The following is a 17,607-nucleotide window of genomic DNA, read 5'->3' as shown; positions in this document are numbered from 1 at the left end:
CCAATTGACAATCTTGGGGCAGTCCGTGGCGGCATTCGAGGCGATCGAACCGATGATGGGAATCGCGACGCCGGCCTGGGTGGCGCTGGGGGCAGCGCTGGGGCTGGTCGCCGGCAGCTTCCTCGCCACGCTGGCGATCCGCTGGCCCGAGGGGCGCGGTATCGTCGCCGGCCGTTCCGCCTGCGATGCATGCGGCCAGCCGCTGCGCTGGTTCGAACTCCTGCCGGTGCTGAGCTTTGCCGCGCAGCGGGGGCGCTGTCGGCGCTGTTGCGGCCGGATCGATCCCCGTCACCCGCTGATCGAGACGGCGGCGGCGCTGATCGGTGCCGCCGCGATGATCGCGGCGCCGGGGCTGGTGGGGCTGGCGGGCGCGCTGTTCGGCTGGCTGTTGCTGACGCTCGCCACGCTCGACGTCGAGCATCACTGGTTGCCTGACCGGCTGACGATCGCGCTTGCGGTCACGGGCATCGCAGCCGGCGCCGCCGGGCTGGCACCGCCGATGATCAATCGGCTGATCGGCGCCGCGGCGGGGTTCGGCGCGCTCTGGCTGATCGCCACCGCCTATCGCGCGCTGCGCGGCCGTGTCGGGCTGGGCGGCGGCGATCCCAAATTGTTCGGCGCGATCGGCGCATGGCTCGGCTGGCAGATGCTGCCCTTCGTGCTGCTGCTCGCGGCGCTGGCCGGGCTGGCGGCGGTGGTCGCGATGCGGCTGCGCGGCGACACCGTCACCGCGACGACGCGGCTGCCCTTCGGCGCATTGCTCGCCGTCGCGGCCTTTCCGGTCTGGCTGGTGACCGCCGCATCATGAGGGCGAGGGTGCTGCTGCTGGGCCTGATGCTCGCCGGCTGCGCGATGCCGCAGCGCGCCGCCGGTCCCGCGGCGCCGGCTGCGCGCGGGCTTGGCGTGCTGCCGCCGCAGGGCGCGCCGCGCGCCGGCTGCGCGCTCTACCTCTACACCAGCGGCCCGGGGCAGGCGCTGGTGCTGGCCGCCGATAGCAGCACCGGCGTCGCCCGGATATCGCTCGACGGGGTGGCGACCGATTTGCCCTTCGCCGGGTTCGAGGGCGTGCCGCGCTCCGGCTTCTCACCGCGGATGCGCTACGCCAGCGAGGCGGCGGCGATCGACCTGGACCTCGATATGGACGATCGCCGCGACATGACGGGCGGGGCCGCGATCGAGCGCGGCGCGCTCCGCCTTGATCGCCCGGGCGGCGACTCGATCGCGCTGCCGGTCAAGGGCGTGATCGCCTGCGTGCCGGAGCCGCAGGCGAAACCCTGACGCGCCGCCGAGATCAGTCGTGCCAGGTCGCGCCGTCACGTTCGGTGAGCGCGATCGCCGCCGAGGGGCCCCATGTGCCGGCGGTGTAGGGGCGGGCGGGGACGCCCGCTTCCGCCCATGCCGCATGGATCGAATCGATCCACGCCCAGGCCGCCTCCACCTCGTCGCGGCGCACGAACAAGGTCGTGTCGCCTTCCAGCAGGTCGAGCAGCAGCCGTTCATAAGCGATGCGACGGCGGGTCTTGGCGAAGGCGGTGCTCAGCGAGACGTCCAGACCCACCTGTTTCAGGTCGATGCCGTCGCGGTCGAGCCCGGGCTGCTTCGCCATCAGCTGCATGCGGATATTCTCTTCCGGCTGCAGGCGGATGATCAGCGCATTGGCTTCGAGCGGGCTGGTCGTGCCGCGGCCCTTGCCCGAGAAGATCGAGTGCGGCACCTGCTTGAACTGGATCAGGATCTCGGACTGGCGGCTGGGCAGCCTTTTGCCGGTGCGGATGTAGAAGGGCACATTCTTCCAGCGCCAATTGTCGATGAACGCCTTGAGCGCCACGAAGGTCTCGGTGTCGGAGGTGGTGCCGAGCTCATCGGCATAGCCCTTGACCGGCTGGCCGTTGATCGCGCCTGCGACATACTGGCCCTTCACGCTGCATTGCGCCGCGTCCGCGCGCGTCATCGGCCGCAGCGAGCGCAGCACCTTGACCTTCTCGTCCCGCACCGCGGCGGCATCGTAACGGGCCGGCGGTTCCATCGCGACCAGCGCGAGCAGCTGCAGCACATGGTTCTGCACCATGTCCTTGAGCGCGCCGACGCCGTCATAATAGGAGACGCGGCCTTCGAGCCCGACCGTCTCGGCGACGGTGATCTGGACATGCTCGATCGCGTTGGCGTTCCACAGCGGCTCGAGCAGCATGTTGCCGAAACGCAGGATCAGCAGGTTCTGGACGGTTTCCTTGCCGAGATAATGGTCGACGCGGAACACATGCGATTCGTCGAACGCCTCGGCCACCGCGGCGTTGACCGCGCGCGACGAGACGAGATCCTGCCCGATCGGCTTTTCCATCGCGATGCGGGTGTTGGGCCCGGTCAGGCCTGCCGCCTGCAGCCCCTTCACCACCGGCGCGAACAGCGAGGGCGGGGTGGAGAGATAGAAGGCGATACCGCCATCGGCCGCGTCGCCGATCATGTCGCGCAGCGCGGAGAAGTCGCCTTCGTCGCCCACGCTGACCGGGCAATAGCGGATTTTCTCGACGAAGACCGCGGCCCGTGCGGCATCATAGCAGCCCTCGCCTAGGAATTTTTCGAGCGCAGCGTTCACGTCTTCGCGGAACGCCGCCTCATCCTGCTTGGTGCGGCCCGATCCGATGATCGTGAAGCCTTCGGGCAGCAAGCCATCCGCGTCGAGATTGTAGAGCGACGGAAACAGCATCCGGTGCGCAAGGTCACCGGTCGCGCCGAAGATCACGATGGTGCGATAAATGTCGGCCAAATCGTCCCCCACTCTCTGGATCGGGTGTTTGGCGCTGCATAGCGTCGTGGTGCGGCCCCGTCACGCGCGGCGTGGTCGTAAGTGCGAAGCGCGGTTATGGAAGGCGTCATGCATGACATCCGGAACATCGTCATCCTCACCGGCGCCGGCATCTCCGCCGAGAGCGGGCTTGCCACCTTCCGCGGGCCCGACGGGCTATGGGAAGGCCATAGGGTGGAGGATATCTGCACGCCGCAAGCGCTCGCGCGCGATGCGCGGCTCGTCCATGATTTCTACGATGCCCGCCGCGCCGCGCTTGCCGGCGTCGAGCCCAACCCGGCACATCAGGCGCTGGCCGCACTCGATGCGGCGTGGGACGGCGCGTTGTTGATCGTCACGCAGAATGTCGACGATCTTCATGAGCGCGCCGGGGCGAAGCGCATGCTCCACATGCATGGCGCGTTGCTCTCGGCGCTCTGCGCGGGCTGCAACAAGGCGGTGCCGTGGCAGGGCGCGATGCCGCCGGGCAGCGTCTGCGACGGCTGCGGCCGTCCGAAGCTGCGCCCCGACATCGTCTTCTTCGGCGAGATGCCCTACGAGATGGACCGGATCGAAGCGGCGCTGATGCGTTGCGACCTGTTCGTCTCGATCGGCACCTCGGGCGCGGTCTATCCCGCCGCGGGCTTCGTCCAGACCGCACGGCATCATGGCGCGCGGACGCTGGAGCTGAACCTCGATCCGTCGGCGGGCAGCGTCTATTTCCACGAAACGCGGTTGGGGCCGGCGAGCGAACTGGTCCCGGCGTGGGTGGCGGACGTGCTGGGAGACTGACCGCTGCAATGCGATGACGTTACGAATATCTGGTCATGTGGGAGATTGCCGTGACGCGTAGCACGTCGGTCGCCTCGTGCGAGCATCCCGCGCTCGGCATTGAGGGCGGTGCGCATTTTGCTGGTTACCGGCGTTCCGGCGCAGGGCGGCACCGCCCGTTCTATCGGACTGCACGATGCCATCTACGTCGTTCGCGTTCTGCACGCGCTGATGGATGCTACGAACGGATTGTCGGGTGAAGAGGCCCGATCGACCTACTCCACCCACTCCAGCCCGATCGCGCGGTAGAGGCTGCGATCCTCCTCCCAGTCCGGCTTGACCTTGACGTGCAGATAGAGGTGCACGCGCGCGCCGAGCAGCCTGGTCAGTTCGGCGCGTGCGCGTGAGCCGATCTCCTTCAGGCGGGTGCCGCCCTTGCCGAGCACGATCGCGCGTTGGGTGGCGCGGCCGACCAGGATCTGCTGGTGGATCTCGACCGATCCGTCCTCGCGCTCCGAATAGCGCTCGGTATCCACGGCCGCGGCATAGGGCAGTTCGGCGTAGAGCTGGAGGTAGAGCTGTTCGCGGGTCACCTCGGCCGCGAGCATGCGGTCGGTCGCGTCGGAGACCTGGTCCTCCGGAAAGTGCCACGGTCCTTCCGGCATCTTGGCGGCGAGCGCGGCCTTGAGGACGGGTACGCCGTCGCCGGTCGCGGCGGAGACCATATAGGTGTCGATGAAACCGATGCGCTCATTCAGCCGCTGCGCATGGACGAGCAGCTTTTCCTTGGCGGCGATGTCGACCTTGTTGAGGATCAGGATCTTCGGCTCGCGCCGCGCCGCCAGCCGCTCGATAATGCCTTCCACCTTGGGGCTGAGCCCGCCCTTGGCGTCGATCACCAGCGCGATCAGGTCGGCATCCTCGGCGCCGCCCCACGCGGCGGAGACCATCGCCCGGTCCAGCCGCCGGCGCGGCTCGAAGATGCCGGGCGTGTCGACGAGGATGATCTGCGTTTCGCCCTCGATGGCGAGGCCCATCAGCCGCGTGCGCGTGGTCTGCGCCTTGGGGCTGACGATCGCCACCTTCTGCCCGACGAGGGCGTTGACGAGGGTCGACTTGCCCGCATTGGGCGCGCCGACGATCGCGACGGTTCCGCACCGTTCGCTCATTGCAGTTTCTCCAGAAGGGCGCGCGCCGCCGCGGTTTCCGCATCCTGCTTCGACGATCCTTCCGCGGAGGCCTCGCCGGCACCCTTGATCGTGACGGTGATGGTGAAACGGGGCGCGTGGTGCGGCCCGGCGCGATTGGTGATTTCATAGACCGGCGGGCGCCGGTTGTGCGCCGCGGCCCATTCCTGCAGCGCGGACTTGGGGTGCAGCGGCGCACGCTGCTGCTGCAGCACGCGGTCGCCCCACGCGCTGCGGACGAAGCGGTCGGCGGCCTCGAGCCCGCCTTCGAGGAAGACGGCGGCGATCAGCGACTCGACGACGTCGCCCAGCACATTGTCGCTGTCGTTCGCGCCATCGTCGCGCGCCTGCTTGCCGAGGCGCAGATGCGTCGGCACGCCGATCGCGCGGCCGATCTCGGCACAGGTGCCGCCCGAGACGAGTGCGTTGAGCCGGCGCGAGAGCTTCCCCTCGGGCTCGTCGGGAAACAGCACGAACAGCCAGCGCGCCACCAGCAGGCCGAGGATGCGGTCACCGAGAAATTCGAGCCGCTCATAGTTGAGGGTGCTCTGGCTACCATGCGTCAGCGCGCGTTCGAACAGCGCGAGGTCGCCGGGTTCGTGCTGGAAGGTCTCCCTGATCCAGGAGGAAAGATCGGCTGCCATCAGAAGGTTTCGCCGATCCGTTCCCAGCGCGCGGCGGTGAACCATGTCCAGGGCAGGAACCAGTTCGCCGAGCCGTCGGTCGAGAAAATCGAGACCATCGCCCGGCCGACGAGATTGTCCTGCGGCACGAACCCGATCCCGCCGCGCTCCACCGAGAAGCGGCTGTCGAGGCTGCGGTCGCGATTGTCGCCCATCAGGAACAGATGGCCTTCGGGCACGACATAGACCTCGGTGTCGTCATTCTCGGTCGGTCGAAGGTCGAGCACGGCATAGCTGTGGCCGTTGGGCAGCGTCTCGCGATATTGCGGATAGCGGCAGACCGCCTGGCCCGTGCTGTCACGGTGCAGGAAGGGGGAGGGGACGCCCTTTTCCAGCGCATAGCAGGGGCTGTTGGGGCTCACCGGGTGGACGAAATCGGCGATGCGCTGGCGCGGGATCGGCGTGCCGTTGAGGATGATCTGGCCCTTGCGGATCTGGACGAGGTCACCCGGCAGCCCGATCACGCGCTTGATATAGTCGACATCGTTGGTCGGCGGTGCGCGGAAGATCACGACGTCGCCGCGCTCGGGCTGGCGCGGGAGGATGCGCGACGAGGGCAGCAGCGGCATGCCCCAGGGCAGGCTGTAGCGCGAGAAGCCATAGGGCCATTTCGCCGCGAGCAGATAATCGCCCACGAGCAACCGCGGCTGCATCGATTCCGAGGGGATGACGAAAGGGGAAACGATGAAGCTGCGCAGGATGAAGACGAACAGCAGCAGTTTCAGCAGGAAGATGAAGGACTCGCGCCCTTCGCTTTTTGCCTTTCGGCCCCGTTTATTGGCTTTGGCGGCGGCGGCTCGCGCGCCGCCCGACGTCTGGTCGGTCATGCCGCGGTTTGGAAGCGTGGCGCGCTTTGGTCAAGCAAGCTTCGATCGACAGGCGTTCGTCGCGCGCATCGGGGCACCGTCGGAGAGAAAAGCGGCAGGCCGGGGGGTGGCAGCGGCGCGGACTGCGGCGTAGAGGGTGCGCTGCAATATCAGGGAGATTCGCGACATGAGCGGCACCGAAACGGCGTGGACGGCCATCCGGGCGGAGCAGCCCGAAACCCTGGCCAAATTGTTCGAGACCACGCCCGATCGCCTGTCGCAGCTTGTGATCGAAGAGGTGGGCATGCGCTTCGACTGGTCGAAGACGCACCTGACCCCGGCGCTGATCGACGCCTTCGTGGCGCTGGCCGAGGCGAGCGAGTTCGCCGCCAAGCGCGCCGCGCTGTTCGCCGGCGCCAAGGTCAACGTCACCGAGGATCGCGCCGCCGAGCATAGCGCCGAGCGCGGCGAGGGCGCGCCCGAGAGCGTGGCGCAGGCCAGGATGTTCCATGCGCGGATGCGCGGGCTGATCGATGCGATCGAGGCCGGCGCGATGGGGCCGATCACCAACATCCTGCACATCGGCATCGGCGGTTCGGCGCTGGGGCCGAACCTGCTGGTCGATGCGCTGGGCCGCGAGGCCGATCGCTATCAGACCGCGATCGTCTCCAATGTCGACGGCGCCGCGCTGGAGGAGGCGTTCGCGCGCTTCGATCCCAGCAGCACGCTGATCGCCGTCGCCTCCAAGACCTTCACCACCACCGAGACGCTTATGAATGCGGACAGCGCGCTGGCGTGGCTGACCGAAGGCGGCGTCGACGATCCCTATGGCCGCGTCGTCGCGCTGACCGCGGCGCCGGACAAGGCGGTGGCCTGGGGCGTCGACGAAACCCGCGTGCTGCCCTTCGGCGAAAGTGTCGGCGGCCGTTATTCGCTGTGGTCGTCGATCGGTTTTCCCGCCGCGCTTGCGCTCGGCTGGACGGCGTTCGAGGAATTGCTGGAAGGCGCCGCTGCGATGGACCGCCATTTCCGCTTCGCCGAGCCGCGCCGCAACGTGCCTCTGCTCGCGGCGTTCGCGGATCAATATTATGCCCGCGTCCGCGGCTGCCAGACCCGCGCGGTATTCGCCTATGACGAACGGCTGCGGCTGCTGCCCTCCTATCTGCAGCAGCTCGAGATGGAATCGAACGGCAAGAGCGTGAAGGCGGACGGTACGCCCGTCGACGGCCCGACCGCGCCGGTCACCTGGGGCGGGGTCGGCACCGATGCGCAGCATGCGGTGTTCCAGCTTCTCCACCAGGGCACGCACCTGATCCCGGTCGAGTTCATCGCCGCGATCGAGCCCGGCCATCCCCTCGACGACCGCCACCATCGCGCGCTGCTGGTCAATTGCTTCGCGCAGGGCGCGGCGCTGATGGAAGGCAAGCACAGCGACGATCCGGCACGCGCCTATGCGGGCGACCGTCCGTCGTCGACGATCCTGCTCGACCGCGTCGATCCGCGCACGCTTGGCGCGCTGATCGCCTTCTACGAACAGCGCACCTTCGCCAATGCGGCGCTGATGGGGATCAACCCGTTCGACCAGTTCGGCGTGGAACTGGGCAAGGCGATCGCCAAGTCGATCGACAGCGAGGGGACGGACCGGTTCGATCCCTCGACGCGCGCGCTGATCGAGCGCGCGTTCGGCTGATTTCCAGATCCCGGCGCCCGCCCCCCGGGGGCCGGGCACGGCGCGATGGTGCGCGCCCTGCCGGAACCGTCGCCCGGCAGGCGCCGGTGAAGCCGGCGAGAATCGCCACACCTGTCGGCGGCGAGCCGCGGGTTGCGAAGGAAATCGATCAGCGCAAACCGGAAAACCCGTTTGTCCCCGCGGGTCGGGCTCCCTAGATGCTCGCGCAGCATATCAAGGGCGGGTCCATGAGCAGTTTCGATTATGATCTCTTCGTCATCGGCGCCGGTTCCGGTGGTGTCCGTGCGGCGCGGGTCTCCGCGGCGCATGGCGCGAAGGTGGCGATCGCCGAGGAATACAAGGTCGGCGGCACCTGCGTGATCCGTGGCTGCGTGCCCAAGAAGCTGCTCGTCTACGGTGCGCATTTCGCCGAGGATCTGAAAGACGCACGCCGCTTCGGCTGGAACGTGCCCGACTGCGATTTCGACTGGCCGACCTTGCGTGACAATGTGCTCGCCGATGTCGAACGGCTCAACGCTGCCTATACCAGCACGCTCGACAGCCATGGCGTCGAGGTCATCCTGGAACGTGCCACGGTGAGCGGCGTCAACGAGATCACCCTGGCATCGGGGCGCACCGTGACCGCCGGCAAGATCCTGATCGCCACCGGTGCGTGGCCGGTCGTGCCCGCCTTTCCGGGTTCGGAGTATGGCATCACGTCCAACGAGGTGTTTCACCTCGATGCGATGCCCAAGCGGGTGGTGATCGCCGGCGGCGGCTATATCGCCAACGAGTTCGCCGGCATCTTCCATGAGTTCGGCGCCGAGGTGACGATCGTCAACCGCTCCGACACGATCCTGCGCGGCTATGACGAGCAGGTGCGCGACCGGCTGCTGCAGATCTCGATGACCAAGGGCATCAAGTTCCTGTTCAACGCGCCGTTCGAGAAGGTGGAAAAGCAGGAGGATGGCAGCCTTCGCCTGTTCATGACCGGCCAGCCGACGATCGAGGCGGATGCGCTGCTCTTCGCCACCGGTCGCGTGCCGCATACCAGGGGGCTGGGGCTGGAGACGGTGGGCGTGAAGCTCGACGAGCGCGGTGCCGTGGTCGTCGATGCCGACAACCAGTCGAGCGTCGACAGCATCTATGCCGTGGGCGACGTGACCGACCGCATCCAGCTCACCCCGATCGCGATCCGCGAGGGGCAGGCGTTTGCCGACAGCGTGTTCGGCAACAAGCCGCGCCGCGTCGATTATCACTGCGTGCCCAATGCGGTGTTCAGCCACCCGCCGATCGCCGGTGTCGGCTATACCGAGGGTGAGGCGCGCAACCGCTTCGGCACGATCAAGGTCTACACCTCGGATTTCCGGCCGATGAAGAATGTCCTCGCCGGCCGCAACGAGCGTGCGCTCTACAAGATGATCTGCAACGCCGAGACCGATGTGATCGTCGGTCTCCACATGATCGGGCCCGACGCGCCGGAGATCCTGCAGGCCGCTGCGATCGCGGTGAAGGCGGGGCTCACCAAGCAAGCGTTCGACGACACCGTCGCGCTGCACCCGACGATGGCGGAGGAATTGGTGCTGATGCGGTAACGCGGGTTTTGCCTCCCCGGGCCGAGCCCGGGGAGGCAAACCGGCTTATGGCGTCACGCCGATCACGATCGAGGCGGTGAAGCCCGTCGCGGCGGTGCCGGTGAATGTCGGCGTCATGCTGGTGATCTGGCCCGACGTGTTGTTGCCGAACACGGGATCGCCCGCGATCGTCGCCGAAGCGAAGTTGGTCGCGCTCGCGGCATAATCCGCACTGCTCGAATAGACCGACGCCGCGGCTTCGGGCGGCATGACGATCTGCGAGGTGAGTTTGGCGAACCTGCCCGCCAGCGCGTTGCTCGGGTTGGTGAACAGCTCGAAATGCATATGCGGGAAGCGCCCGGGTTCGCAGCCCGGGAAGATCGTCGTGAACGTGCACTGGCCGCTCGAATTGGTGTAAAGCACGCCACGGCAATAGGTGTCGGCCGGATCGTCGTAGAGCGAATAGCGACCGTCCGCCCGCGGATGCCACAGATAGATGGCATAGTTGGAAAGCGCCGCGCAGGTCGAGGCCGTGTTCACCACGATGAAGGTCAACGTCACCTGCACGCCGGGCGTAGGCGGCGGCGTGGGGGTGGGCGACGGTGCCGGCGCGGGGGTCGGCGTCGGTGTCGAGGTGGGCGTCGGTGTCGGCGTCGGCGTCGGCGCCGTAAAATTCGGGCGGATGTCCGTGCGCACGATGCCGCTGAAGGTCAGGATGTTGGTCTGCGTCGGCGCGCCGGCGGGCAGGCTGTTGCTGCCGTCTGCCGGATAGGGGCCGACTTCCTCGGGCGGATAGTTGCTACATGTCGTCGGCAGCGGAAGCGGCGTCGGCGTGGGGGTCGGCGTCGGCGTCGGCGTGGGAGTCGGCGTCGGGGTCGGCGTCGGCGTGGGGGTGCCGCCGTCGTCATCGTCTCCGCCACCGCCACCGCAGCTCGCGATCAGCGCGGCGGTGCCGGCGCTCGCAAGCAGCGACAGCGCGCGGCGGCGGCCGATCCGCCGGCTGCGCATCTGGGCAAGCTCAGCCCCGAGGCCCTGCTCGTCATCGTCGTGGTTGGCCTCGTGGCTCATCTTCGCGTCCTCACTGTTACCCGCGCCGATTAGCCCGCTTTGGTGGCCGGCTTCAACGCCTGTCGACAGCTAAGACGATAGCCGATCGCCGGTTCCGCACGAAAAGACGGCGCCCCAGCCATCGCCGGGGCGCCGTTCTTGATGAAACCCGCTGCGATTCAGCGCAGGAAGCTCAGCGCAGGAAGCGCGCCGCCTCGCGGCTGGAGACCTGGGCATCGCCATTGCGGTCGGCACCGCGGATCAGCGCCCGGTTCGCATCGCCGGCCTCGTTCATGTTCAGCCGGCCGTCGCGGTTATAGTCGAACTGGCTCACGAAGCGCAGGCCCTCGCGGGTCGTCTTCAGCACCGGGTGCAGGCGGGCGACGCCGTTGCCGGCCAGTTCGAAACGATAGCCGCCGCCGTTCCAGCCGCCATTCCGATCGCGATCGTAACGCGGATCGAAACGGACCTGCTGCTGCTGGCCCCAGCTCTGCGCCATGGCGGGCGCGGTCATTCCGCCGACGGCAACGGCGGCGATCGCAATCTTGGCGATAGTTCCAATCGACTTCAGCATGACCAAATTCCTTATCCTGATCACTTCGATGACCATGCTTCTACGTCCGGTCGATTGAACGGATTCTGAGCAGCTTCGACAAGATCGGTTCATTAGTGTCGCGAAATGTCGCGGATGTCGCGAGGCGGGGTTGCGGCCCCCCAAGAAATTCCATCGGTTGCGCTGGGGTGGTTCCAGTCCTTATTTCGGGGCTCGAACAGGATGAAAGATTTGCGATGACCGCCACCCATTCCACCCGCATGCTGATCCTCGGATCGGGCCCCGCCGGTCTTTCGGCTGCGATCTATGCCGCGCGCGCCGGCCTGGCGCCGATCGTGGTGCAGGGGCTCCAGCCTGGCGGGCAGCTCACCATCACCACCGATGTCGAGAATTATCCCGGCTTCCGCAACGTCATCCAGGGCCCCTGGCTGATGGAAGAGATGCAGGCGCAGGCCGAGCATGTCGGCACCCAGTTCGTCTATGACCAGATCGTCGACGTCGACCTGTCCGAGCGTCCCTTCCGCCTGCGCGGCGATGGCGGCACGATCTATGTCGCCGACACGCTGGTGATCGCCACAGGCGCGCAGGCCAAATGGCTGGGGCTGGACAGCGAGCATCTGCTGCAGGGCAAGGGCGTTTCCGCCTGCGCCACCTGTGATGGCTTCTTCTATCGCGGCAAGAAGGTGGTCGTGATCGGCGGCGGCAACACCGCGGTCGAGGAAGCGCTCTACCTCACCAACCACAGCCACGACGTGACCTTGATCCACCGCCGCGATTCGCTGCGCGCGGAGAAGATCCTGCAGGATCGGCTGTTCGCCCACCCCCAGATCAAGGTGCTGTGGAACAAGGCGGTCGACCGCTTCGTCGGTGGCGGCAATCCGGAAGGGCTGGTCGGCGTCGATCTGATCGACACCGTGACCGGCGAGAAGAGCCATATCGAAACCGATGGCGCGTTCGTCGCGATCGGCCACAAGCCGGCGACCGAATTGTTCGAGGGCAAGCTGGAACTCGACGAGGGCTATGTCGTCGTCGAAAAGGGTACCAGCCACACCGCGATCCCGGGCGTGTTCGCCGCAGGCGACGTGACCGACAAGATCTATCGGCAGGCGGTAACCGCCGCGGGAATGGGCTGCATGGCCGCGCTCGATGCCGAGCGCTTCCTGCAGGAAGCTGATTTCGAGTCGATCCGCGACGTGACCGTCGCCGCCTGAATCGGAACGGGTCGGTATCGGCAAGGATCGGCCGGCGGGCAGCGAGCACGCCGGCCGATCGAACGTTTACCGTCCTTAACGCTCGGCCTTGCCGCGCGCGAAGCGGACGAGGCTGCCGAACGTCTCCAGCATCTCGCCGTCCACCTCGTCATCGTCGATGATGATGCCGAGCCGATCCTCGATCTCGGTCAGCAGACCGGCGACGGTCATCGAATCCAGTTCGGGCATGGCCCCGAACAACCCCGAATCGGCGTCGAGCGCCCGCGTGCGGGCATCGTCCAGCCCCAGCACATCCTGCAGCACCGCACGTACGGTCCGTTCGATCAGCTCTGCATCGTCCCCAGCGATCACCTGCTTCCCTCGACTGTCATTATTTCTTCATGCGCGGGCCGCTTAGTCGACGGGCGCAGGCAGGACAAGCATCGGCCCCATCCGTCCCCGCACTGTGCCTCACCGGCAACGCTGCGACGATCGGACGGCGGCGGCAGGTGCGCCGATATTCCCCGCCGCCGCCTTAACCGCTATCGACTCCGGTCAGATGCCCAGTCTTCCCCGGATCCCCATGCCATGCTGAATGCCGCGGCGCAGACGCTCGATCGCTTGGCCCTTCGTGGTGCGCCCGATGCGCCGGCGCTGATCGGCCGCTTCGGCACGCTCGATTATGCCGCGCTCGATGCGCTCACGGGTCATGTCGCCGCGGGCCTGCTGGCGCAGGGTCTGGAGCCGGGTGACCGGGTGGCGAGCTGGCTGGCCAAGACGCGCCTGGCCTGCGTGATGCCGCTGGCGGCGGCGCGGGCCGGCCTGATCCACGTGCCCGTCAACCCGCTGCTCAAGCATGCGCAGGTCGCGCATATCCTGGCGGACAGCGGCGCACGGATGCTGATCGCCGGCGATGCGCGCGCGACGACGCTCGAAGACGGCGACGTGCCGGCCGGTTGCGCGCTGCTGACCGAAAACCAGGCCGATGATGTGCTGCCCGGCAACCCCGGGCGGCTGCCGCCCTCCGATGGCGATCCCGAACGGCTCGCGGCGATCCTCTACACATCCGGCTCGACCGGGCGGCCCAAGGGGGTGATGCTGAGCCACGCCAATCTGTGGCTGGGGGCGATCGCGGTTGCAGACTACCTGCACCTCGCGCCGGAGGACCGCACGCTGTGCGTGCTGCCGCTGAGTTTCGACTATGGCCAGAACCAGCTGCTGTCGACGTGGGCGGCGGGCGCGGTCGCGATCCCGCTCGACTATCTGACGCCGCGCGACGTGATCCGCGCGGTAGAGACGCATGAGCCGACGACGCTCGCCGGCGTACCGCCGCTCTGGGTGCAACTCGTCGAGGCGGCCTGGCCGCCAGAGGTCGCGGCGAAGCTCAGGCGGTTGACCAACAGCGGCGGGGCGCTCGGCACGTCGCTCGTCCGCCGGCTGCGTGCGGCGTTTCCTGCCGCCGATCTCTATCCGATGTACGGGCTGACCGAGGCGTTCCGCTCGACCTATCTCGATCCCGCGCTGGTCGACAGCCACCCCGAATCGATGGGCGACGCGATTCCCTTCGCCGAAATTCTGGTCGTGCGGCCGGATGGCAGCCTGACCCGTGCCGACGAACCGGGCGAACTGGTCCATGCCGGCCCGCTGGTTGCCAAGGGCTATTGGAACGATCCCGAACGCAGCGCCGAACGTTTCCGCCCGGCGCCGCCGGCGTCCACCTTCGGCGGCACCGCGGTCTGGTCCGGCGACACGGTGGTGCGCGACGGGGAAGGGCTGCTCTATTTCGTCGGGCGTGACGACGAGATGATCAAGAGCGCCGGCAACCGCATCAGCCCAACCGAGATCGAGGAGGCGGCGGTCGCCAGCGGTGCCGTGGGCGAGGCGGTCGCCATCGGCCTGCCCGACGAGCGGTTGGGGCAGGCGATCCACCTGGTCGTCAACCCGGCCAAGCGGCTGAAAGTGGACAAGGCGGAGGAGCGGTTGCGCACCGCGCTCAAGCTCGAACTGCCAGCCTTCATGCAGCCCCACCGGTTGCACTGGCGTGACGCCCTGCCGCGCAATCCCAATGGCAAGCTCGACCGTGCGGGGCTGAAGCGCGAGATCGGCGGATGAAGCCCGCCGGTGCGATCCCGCTGGGCTATGCGGCCGACGACGACTTCATGCTGCGGATCGGCGGCGAGCGGGTCGATGCGCTGATCGCGGCGGCCGGCGATACGCCGTTGTTCGTCTATGATGCGGCGTTGCTGGCGGCGCGCGTGGCACGGCTGCGCGCGGCGATGCCGGGGCAGCTTGCGATCCATTATGCGGTCAAGGCCAATCCCTATCCGCCGCTGGTGGCGTGGATGGCCGCACTGGTCGACGGGCTCGACGTCGCGTCCGCCGGCGAATTGCATCGCGCGCTCGACAGCGGCATCGGCGCCGGGCGGATCTCCTTCGCAGGGCCGGGCAAGCGCGACCGGGAGCTTGAGGCAGCGATCGTCGCCGGCACCACTCTCAACCTCGAATCGGCGGGGGAGGCGGATCGCGCGCTGATGATCGCCGATCGTCTGGGGCGCGTTCCGCGGCTCGCCGTCCGGGTCAATCCGGATTTCGACCTGCGCGGCTCGGGCATGCGGATGGGTGGCGGCGCCAAACCGTTCGGCATCGACGCCGCCGAGGTGCCGGCGCTGATCCGCCGCCTGATCGCGGCCGGCGCCGACTGGCAGGGGCTGCACATCTTCGCCGGCAGCCAGGCGCTCGATGCCGCCGCCATCGCCGAGACGCAGGCGGCAACCGTCGCGCTGGCGGCGTCGATCGCCGAGGCGGTGGGGGCGGTGCCGCCGCTGGTCAATCTCGGCGGCGGCTTCGGCATCGCCTATTTCCCCGGCGACGTGCCGCTCGCCGTCGAGCAGGTCGGCGCGGCGCTCGGCGAGACGCTGGCGGCGCGCGCGCCCATCCTCGCCGAATCGGCCTTCGCAATCGAACTCGGCCGCTGGCTGGTGGGGGAGGCGGGGGTCTATCTCACCCGCATCGTCGACCGGAAGACGAGCCACGGGCAGGTCTTCCTCGTCACCGATGGCGGGCTGCACCACCAGCTTGCCGCGAGCGGCAATTTCGGCACCGTCGTGCGGCGCAACTATCCGATCGCGGTCGCCAACCGCTTCGGACGGGCGGTGGAGGAGGAGGTGAGCGTGGTCGGCTGCCTGTGCACGCCGCTCGACCGCCTCGGCGATCAGGTCGGCCTGCCCCGCGCGGACGTGGGGGATGTCGTCGCCCTGTTCATGGCCGGCGCCTATGGCGCGAGCGCGAGCCCCGCCGCCTTTCTCGGCCATCCGCCGGCGATCGAGATGCTCGTGGGCGCCTGATCGGCGCGCAACGGTGCGGCGGATGCGCCGCGCCGATGAGTTCGGCGGGTCGGTCGCCCTTGCCCCCTGCCGCCCCGGCGGGCGATAGGGCGCGCGACCATGAGCGGTATCGCAGGCATCTTCCATCTCCAGACGGCCAAGCCGGTCGATCCCGATCGCGTGCGGGCGATGACCGACGCGATGCGCCATCGCGGTCCGCATGGATCGGGCGTGTGGACCGCGCGCGGGATCGGCCTCGGCCACCGCAGGCTTTCGGTCATCGGTGTCGCCGATGCAGCTGCCGAGCCGCTGACCGACCCCGCCGGGCGGCTGAGCGTGGTGTGCGACGGAGAACTGCTCGATCAGGCTCCGCTGCGCGCCGAACTTGAAGGCGCCGGCCATGCGCTGGCGGGCACCGGCAGCGCCGCACTGATCCTCGCCGCATGGCAACGCTGGGGCGAGGCCTGCCTGTCGCGGCTGGAGGGCAGTTTCGCCTTCGCCATCCACGATGCCGAGCGGCAGCGGCTGTTCCTCGCGCGCGACAGGATGGGCGCGAAACCATTGCACTATGCGCTGCTGTCGGATGGCAGCCTGGCCTTCGCGTCCGAGCTCAAGGGACTGCTTGCCAACCGCTTGCTGCGGCGGCGGCCCGATCCGCGCGCGATCGAGGATTTCCTGGCGCTCGGCCATGTGCCCGACGATGCCTGCCTGGTCGATGGCGTCGAGAAACTCGCCGCCGGTCATTGCCTGCTGGTGACGCGGGGGCGGCCGGTGCCCGACGCGCGGCGCTGGTGGAGCCTCGACTTCACCCACCGCAGCGAACGGCGTGCCGCAGGTCTCCAGGCCGAAGCGGCGGAACGGCTGCAGGCCGCGGTGCGACGGGCGATGCAGGCGGATGCGCCGCCGGGCGCGCTGATCGATGGCAGTGCCGATACGGCGGCGCTGGTCGCGCTGATGGCGGCGGCAAGCCCGCGCGCGGTGGCGACGGTCGCAGCCGGGAGCGGCGATTCGTCCGGCGCCGGCCGGGCGATAGCCCTCGTCGCCGAGCGTTTCGCGACGGGGCATGTCGATGCCGCGGTGCCGGCCGATCCGATGACGCTGCCCGACCTGCTGGCGCAGGTCTTCGATGAACCCTTCGCCGATCCCGCGGCTGCCGCCACGCTTCAGCTGGCGGCGGCTGCCGGCGGCAGCATGACGCTCGCGCTCGGCGTCGACGGGCTCGATCTGCTGATCGCCGCCGAGCCCCGCCACCGCGATCATGCCCGGCTCGCCCGGCTGCGGGCGCTGCTGCCTGCCGGATGGCGTGAGCAGGCGGGGCGAATCGGTGCGGGGGAATCGGCGCCTTCGCGACTCGCGCGGCGGTTCGGCGCGGATGGTACGCTGCGCGCGATCGCCGCCGATCCGGCAACGCTCTATGCCGCGGCCGTCGCGGTGACGCCGCCGGCGCAGCGGGCGTCGCTCTACGACACCGGCATGACGTCGGCGCTGCAGGGCCATCGCGCCGAGCAGCGCTATGAGGATGCGGTGCGGGCCGCCGCTGCGCGCGAACCGCTCGATCGCGTCCAGCATGCCGATCTGGCGATTGCCGCACCGGGCAAGGTTCTGACCCGCCTCGATCGGGCGGGGATGGCGTTCGGCGTCGAACTGCGCACGCCCATGCTCGATCCGGACATTGTCCGGTTCACGGCCCAACTGCCGGCCGGGCTGCGGTCGGCCGGCATGCTGCGCAAGGCGCTGCACCGGCACCTCCCCGCCGACCTGCCCGATCGCGCCGGCGCGGTGCCGCAGCCCGCGCGCTGGCCGGCTGCCGCGCTGGCCGATGCGGTTTCGGCGCTCGTCCGCGACCCAGCGCTGACCGCAACCGGCTGGTTCCGGCCCGCCGCGATCGCGTGGCTTGCGGACCAGCACCGCTCCGGCGCCGCCGATCATGCGCCGCTGTTGTGGCAATTGCTGCTTCTCGACCGTTCGATCCGAAACTTGTTCGGCGTTGGTGCTTGACGTGCCGCCGCGCTCGGGCCTAAG

The 17,607-nt window shown here is 68.6% G+C and carries 16 protein-coding genes; 9 read left to right on the top strand and 7 right to left on the bottom strand.

Annotated elements, in window-relative coordinates:
* The first annotated feature begins 25 nt into the window (after positions 1-25).
* Both NX02_RS12710 and NX02_RS12705 read left to right on the top strand, forming a co-directional pair.
* Positions 26-808, top strand: a complete 783-nt coding sequence (locus NX02_RS12710; protein WP_342671307.1) for a prepilin peptidase — start codon at positions 26-28, stop codon at positions 806-808.
* A gap of 8 nt (positions 809-816) precedes the next feature.
* Positions 817-1,278, top strand: a complete 462-nt coding sequence (locus tag NX02_RS12705) for a hypothetical protein (protein ID WP_025292570.1) — start codon at positions 817-819, stop codon at positions 1,276-1,278.
* Between the two features lie 13 nt (positions 1,279-1,291).
* On the opposite strand, the gene zwf is transcribed toward NX02_RS12705, so the two are convergent.
* The gene (gene zwf / locus NX02_RS12700; protein WP_025292569.1) at positions 1,292-2,764 is read right to left on the bottom strand and encodes a glucose-6-phosphate dehydrogenase; all 1,473 of its coding nucleotides are present in this window, start codon (positions 2,762-2,764) and stop codon (positions 1,292-1,294) included.
* Between the two features lie 108 nt (positions 2,765-2,872).
* Between zwf and NX02_RS12695 the strand changes: the two genes are divergently transcribed.
* Complete coding sequence (locus tag NX02_RS12695) at positions 2,873-3,574, top strand: NAD-dependent deacylase (RefSeq protein WP_025292568.1); 702 nt, start codon at positions 2,873-2,875, stop codon at positions 3,572-3,574.
* Positions 3,575-3,828: 254 nt separating this feature from the next.
* On the opposite strand, the gene era is transcribed toward NX02_RS12695, so the two are convergent.
* The 3 genes from era to lepB are packed head-to-tail and all read right to left on the bottom strand — an operon-like array spanning position 3,829 to position 6,250.
* A complete protein-coding gene (gene era, locus NX02_RS12690; RefSeq protein ID WP_025292567.1) occupies positions 3,829-4,722 on the bottom strand; it encodes a GTPase Era in 894 nt (297 codons plus the stop codon).
* A complete protein-coding gene (gene rnc / locus NX02_RS12685) occupies positions 4,719-5,384 on the bottom strand; it encodes a ribonuclease III (RefSeq protein ID WP_039996565.1) in 666 nt (221 codons plus the stop codon). Before rnc ends, era begins: the two co-directional genes overlap by 4 nt.
* Positions 5,384-6,250 carry a signal peptidase I gene (gene lepB, locus NX02_RS12680; protein ID WP_025292565.1) on the bottom strand — a complete coding sequence of 289 codons (867 nt, stop codon included), beginning with the start codon at positions 6,248-6,250 and terminating at the stop codon, positions 5,384-5,386. Before lepB ends, rnc begins: the two co-directional genes overlap by 1 nt.
* A 166-nt stretch (positions 6,251-6,416) precedes the next feature.
* On the opposite strand from lepB, the gene pgi reads away from it, so the two are divergent.
* Both pgi and gorA read left to right on the top strand, forming a co-directional pair.
* On the top strand, positions 6,417-7,919 hold the full coding sequence (gene pgi / locus NX02_RS12675; protein WP_025292564.1) for a glucose-6-phosphate isomerase: 1,503 nt from the start codon (positions 6,417-6,419) through the stop codon (positions 7,917-7,919).
* A 227-nt stretch (positions 7,920-8,146) separates the two neighbouring features.
* Positions 8,147-9,493 (top strand): glutathione-disulfide reductase, encoded by a 1,347-nt coding sequence (gorA, locus tag NX02_RS12670; RefSeq protein WP_025292563.1) that lies wholly within the window; start codon positions 8,147-8,149, stop codon positions 9,491-9,493.
* A gap of 45 nt (positions 9,494-9,538) precedes the next feature.
* Here gorA and NX02_RS32980 read toward each other — a convergent pair whose 3' ends face one another.
* Together NX02_RS32980 and NX02_RS12660 are read right to left on the bottom strand one after the other, a co-directional pair.
* Positions 9,539-10,540 carry a peptidase associated/transthyretin-like domain-containing protein gene (locus NX02_RS32980; RefSeq protein WP_025292562.1) on the bottom strand — a complete coding sequence of 334 codons (1,002 nt, stop codon included), beginning with the start codon at positions 10,538-10,540 and terminating at the stop codon, positions 9,539-9,541.
* Between the two features lie 172 nt (positions 10,541-10,712).
* Positions 10,713-11,093: a hypothetical protein gene (locus NX02_RS12660; RefSeq protein WP_047099786.1), complete on the bottom strand. Its 381-nt coding sequence runs from the start codon at positions 11,091-11,093 to the stop codon at positions 10,713-10,715.
* A gap of 215 nt (positions 11,094-11,308) precedes the next feature.
* On the opposite strand from NX02_RS12660, the gene trxB reads away from it, so the two are divergent.
* Positions 11,309-12,283: a thioredoxin-disulfide reductase gene (gene trxB / locus NX02_RS12655; protein ID WP_025292560.1), complete on the top strand. Its 975-nt coding sequence runs from the start codon at positions 11,309-11,311 to the stop codon at positions 12,281-12,283.
* 75 nt (positions 12,284-12,358) lie between these two features.
* On the opposite strand, the gene NX02_RS12650 is transcribed toward trxB, so the two are convergent.
* Positions 12,359-12,631 carry an acyl carrier protein gene (locus NX02_RS12650; protein ID WP_025292559.1) on the bottom strand — a complete coding sequence of 91 codons (273 nt, stop codon included), beginning with the start codon at positions 12,629-12,631 and terminating at the stop codon, positions 12,359-12,361.
* Between the two features lie 219 nt (positions 12,632-12,850).
* Here NX02_RS12650 and NX02_RS12645 point away from each other — a divergent pair, with 219 nt between their 5' ends.
* The 3 genes from NX02_RS12645 (at position 12,851) to NX02_RS12635 (ending at position 17,583) form a co-directional block, all read left to right on the top strand.
* The gene (locus tag NX02_RS12645) at positions 12,851-14,374 is read left to right on the top strand and encodes an acyl-CoA ligase (AMP-forming), exosortase A system-associated (protein WP_025292558.1); all 1,524 of its coding nucleotides are present in this window, start codon (positions 12,851-12,853) and stop codon (positions 14,372-14,374) included.
* Positions 14,371-15,606, top strand: coding sequence for a pyridoxal-dependent decarboxylase, exosortase A system-associated (locus NX02_RS12640; RefSeq protein ID WP_025292557.1), 1,236 nt, complete (start codon positions 14,371-14,373; stop codon positions 15,604-15,606). Before NX02_RS12645 ends, NX02_RS12640 begins: the two co-directional genes overlap by 4 nt.
* A gap of 99 nt (positions 15,607-15,705) precedes the next feature.
* Positions 15,706-17,583: an asparagine synthase-related protein gene (locus NX02_RS12635; protein ID WP_025292556.1), complete on the top strand. Its 1,878-nt coding sequence runs from the start codon at positions 15,706-15,708 to the stop codon at positions 17,581-17,583.
* Positions 17,584-17,607 lie beyond the last annotated feature (24 nt).

This window comes from Sphingomonas sanxanigenens DSM 19645 = NX02 (genome assembly GCF_000512205.2).
Lineage (GTDB): Bacteria > Pseudomonadota > Alphaproteobacteria > Sphingomonadales > Sphingomonadaceae > Sphingomonas_D > Sphingomonas_D sanxanigenens.
This window is presented reverse-complemented; position numbering and strand designations above follow the sequence as displayed.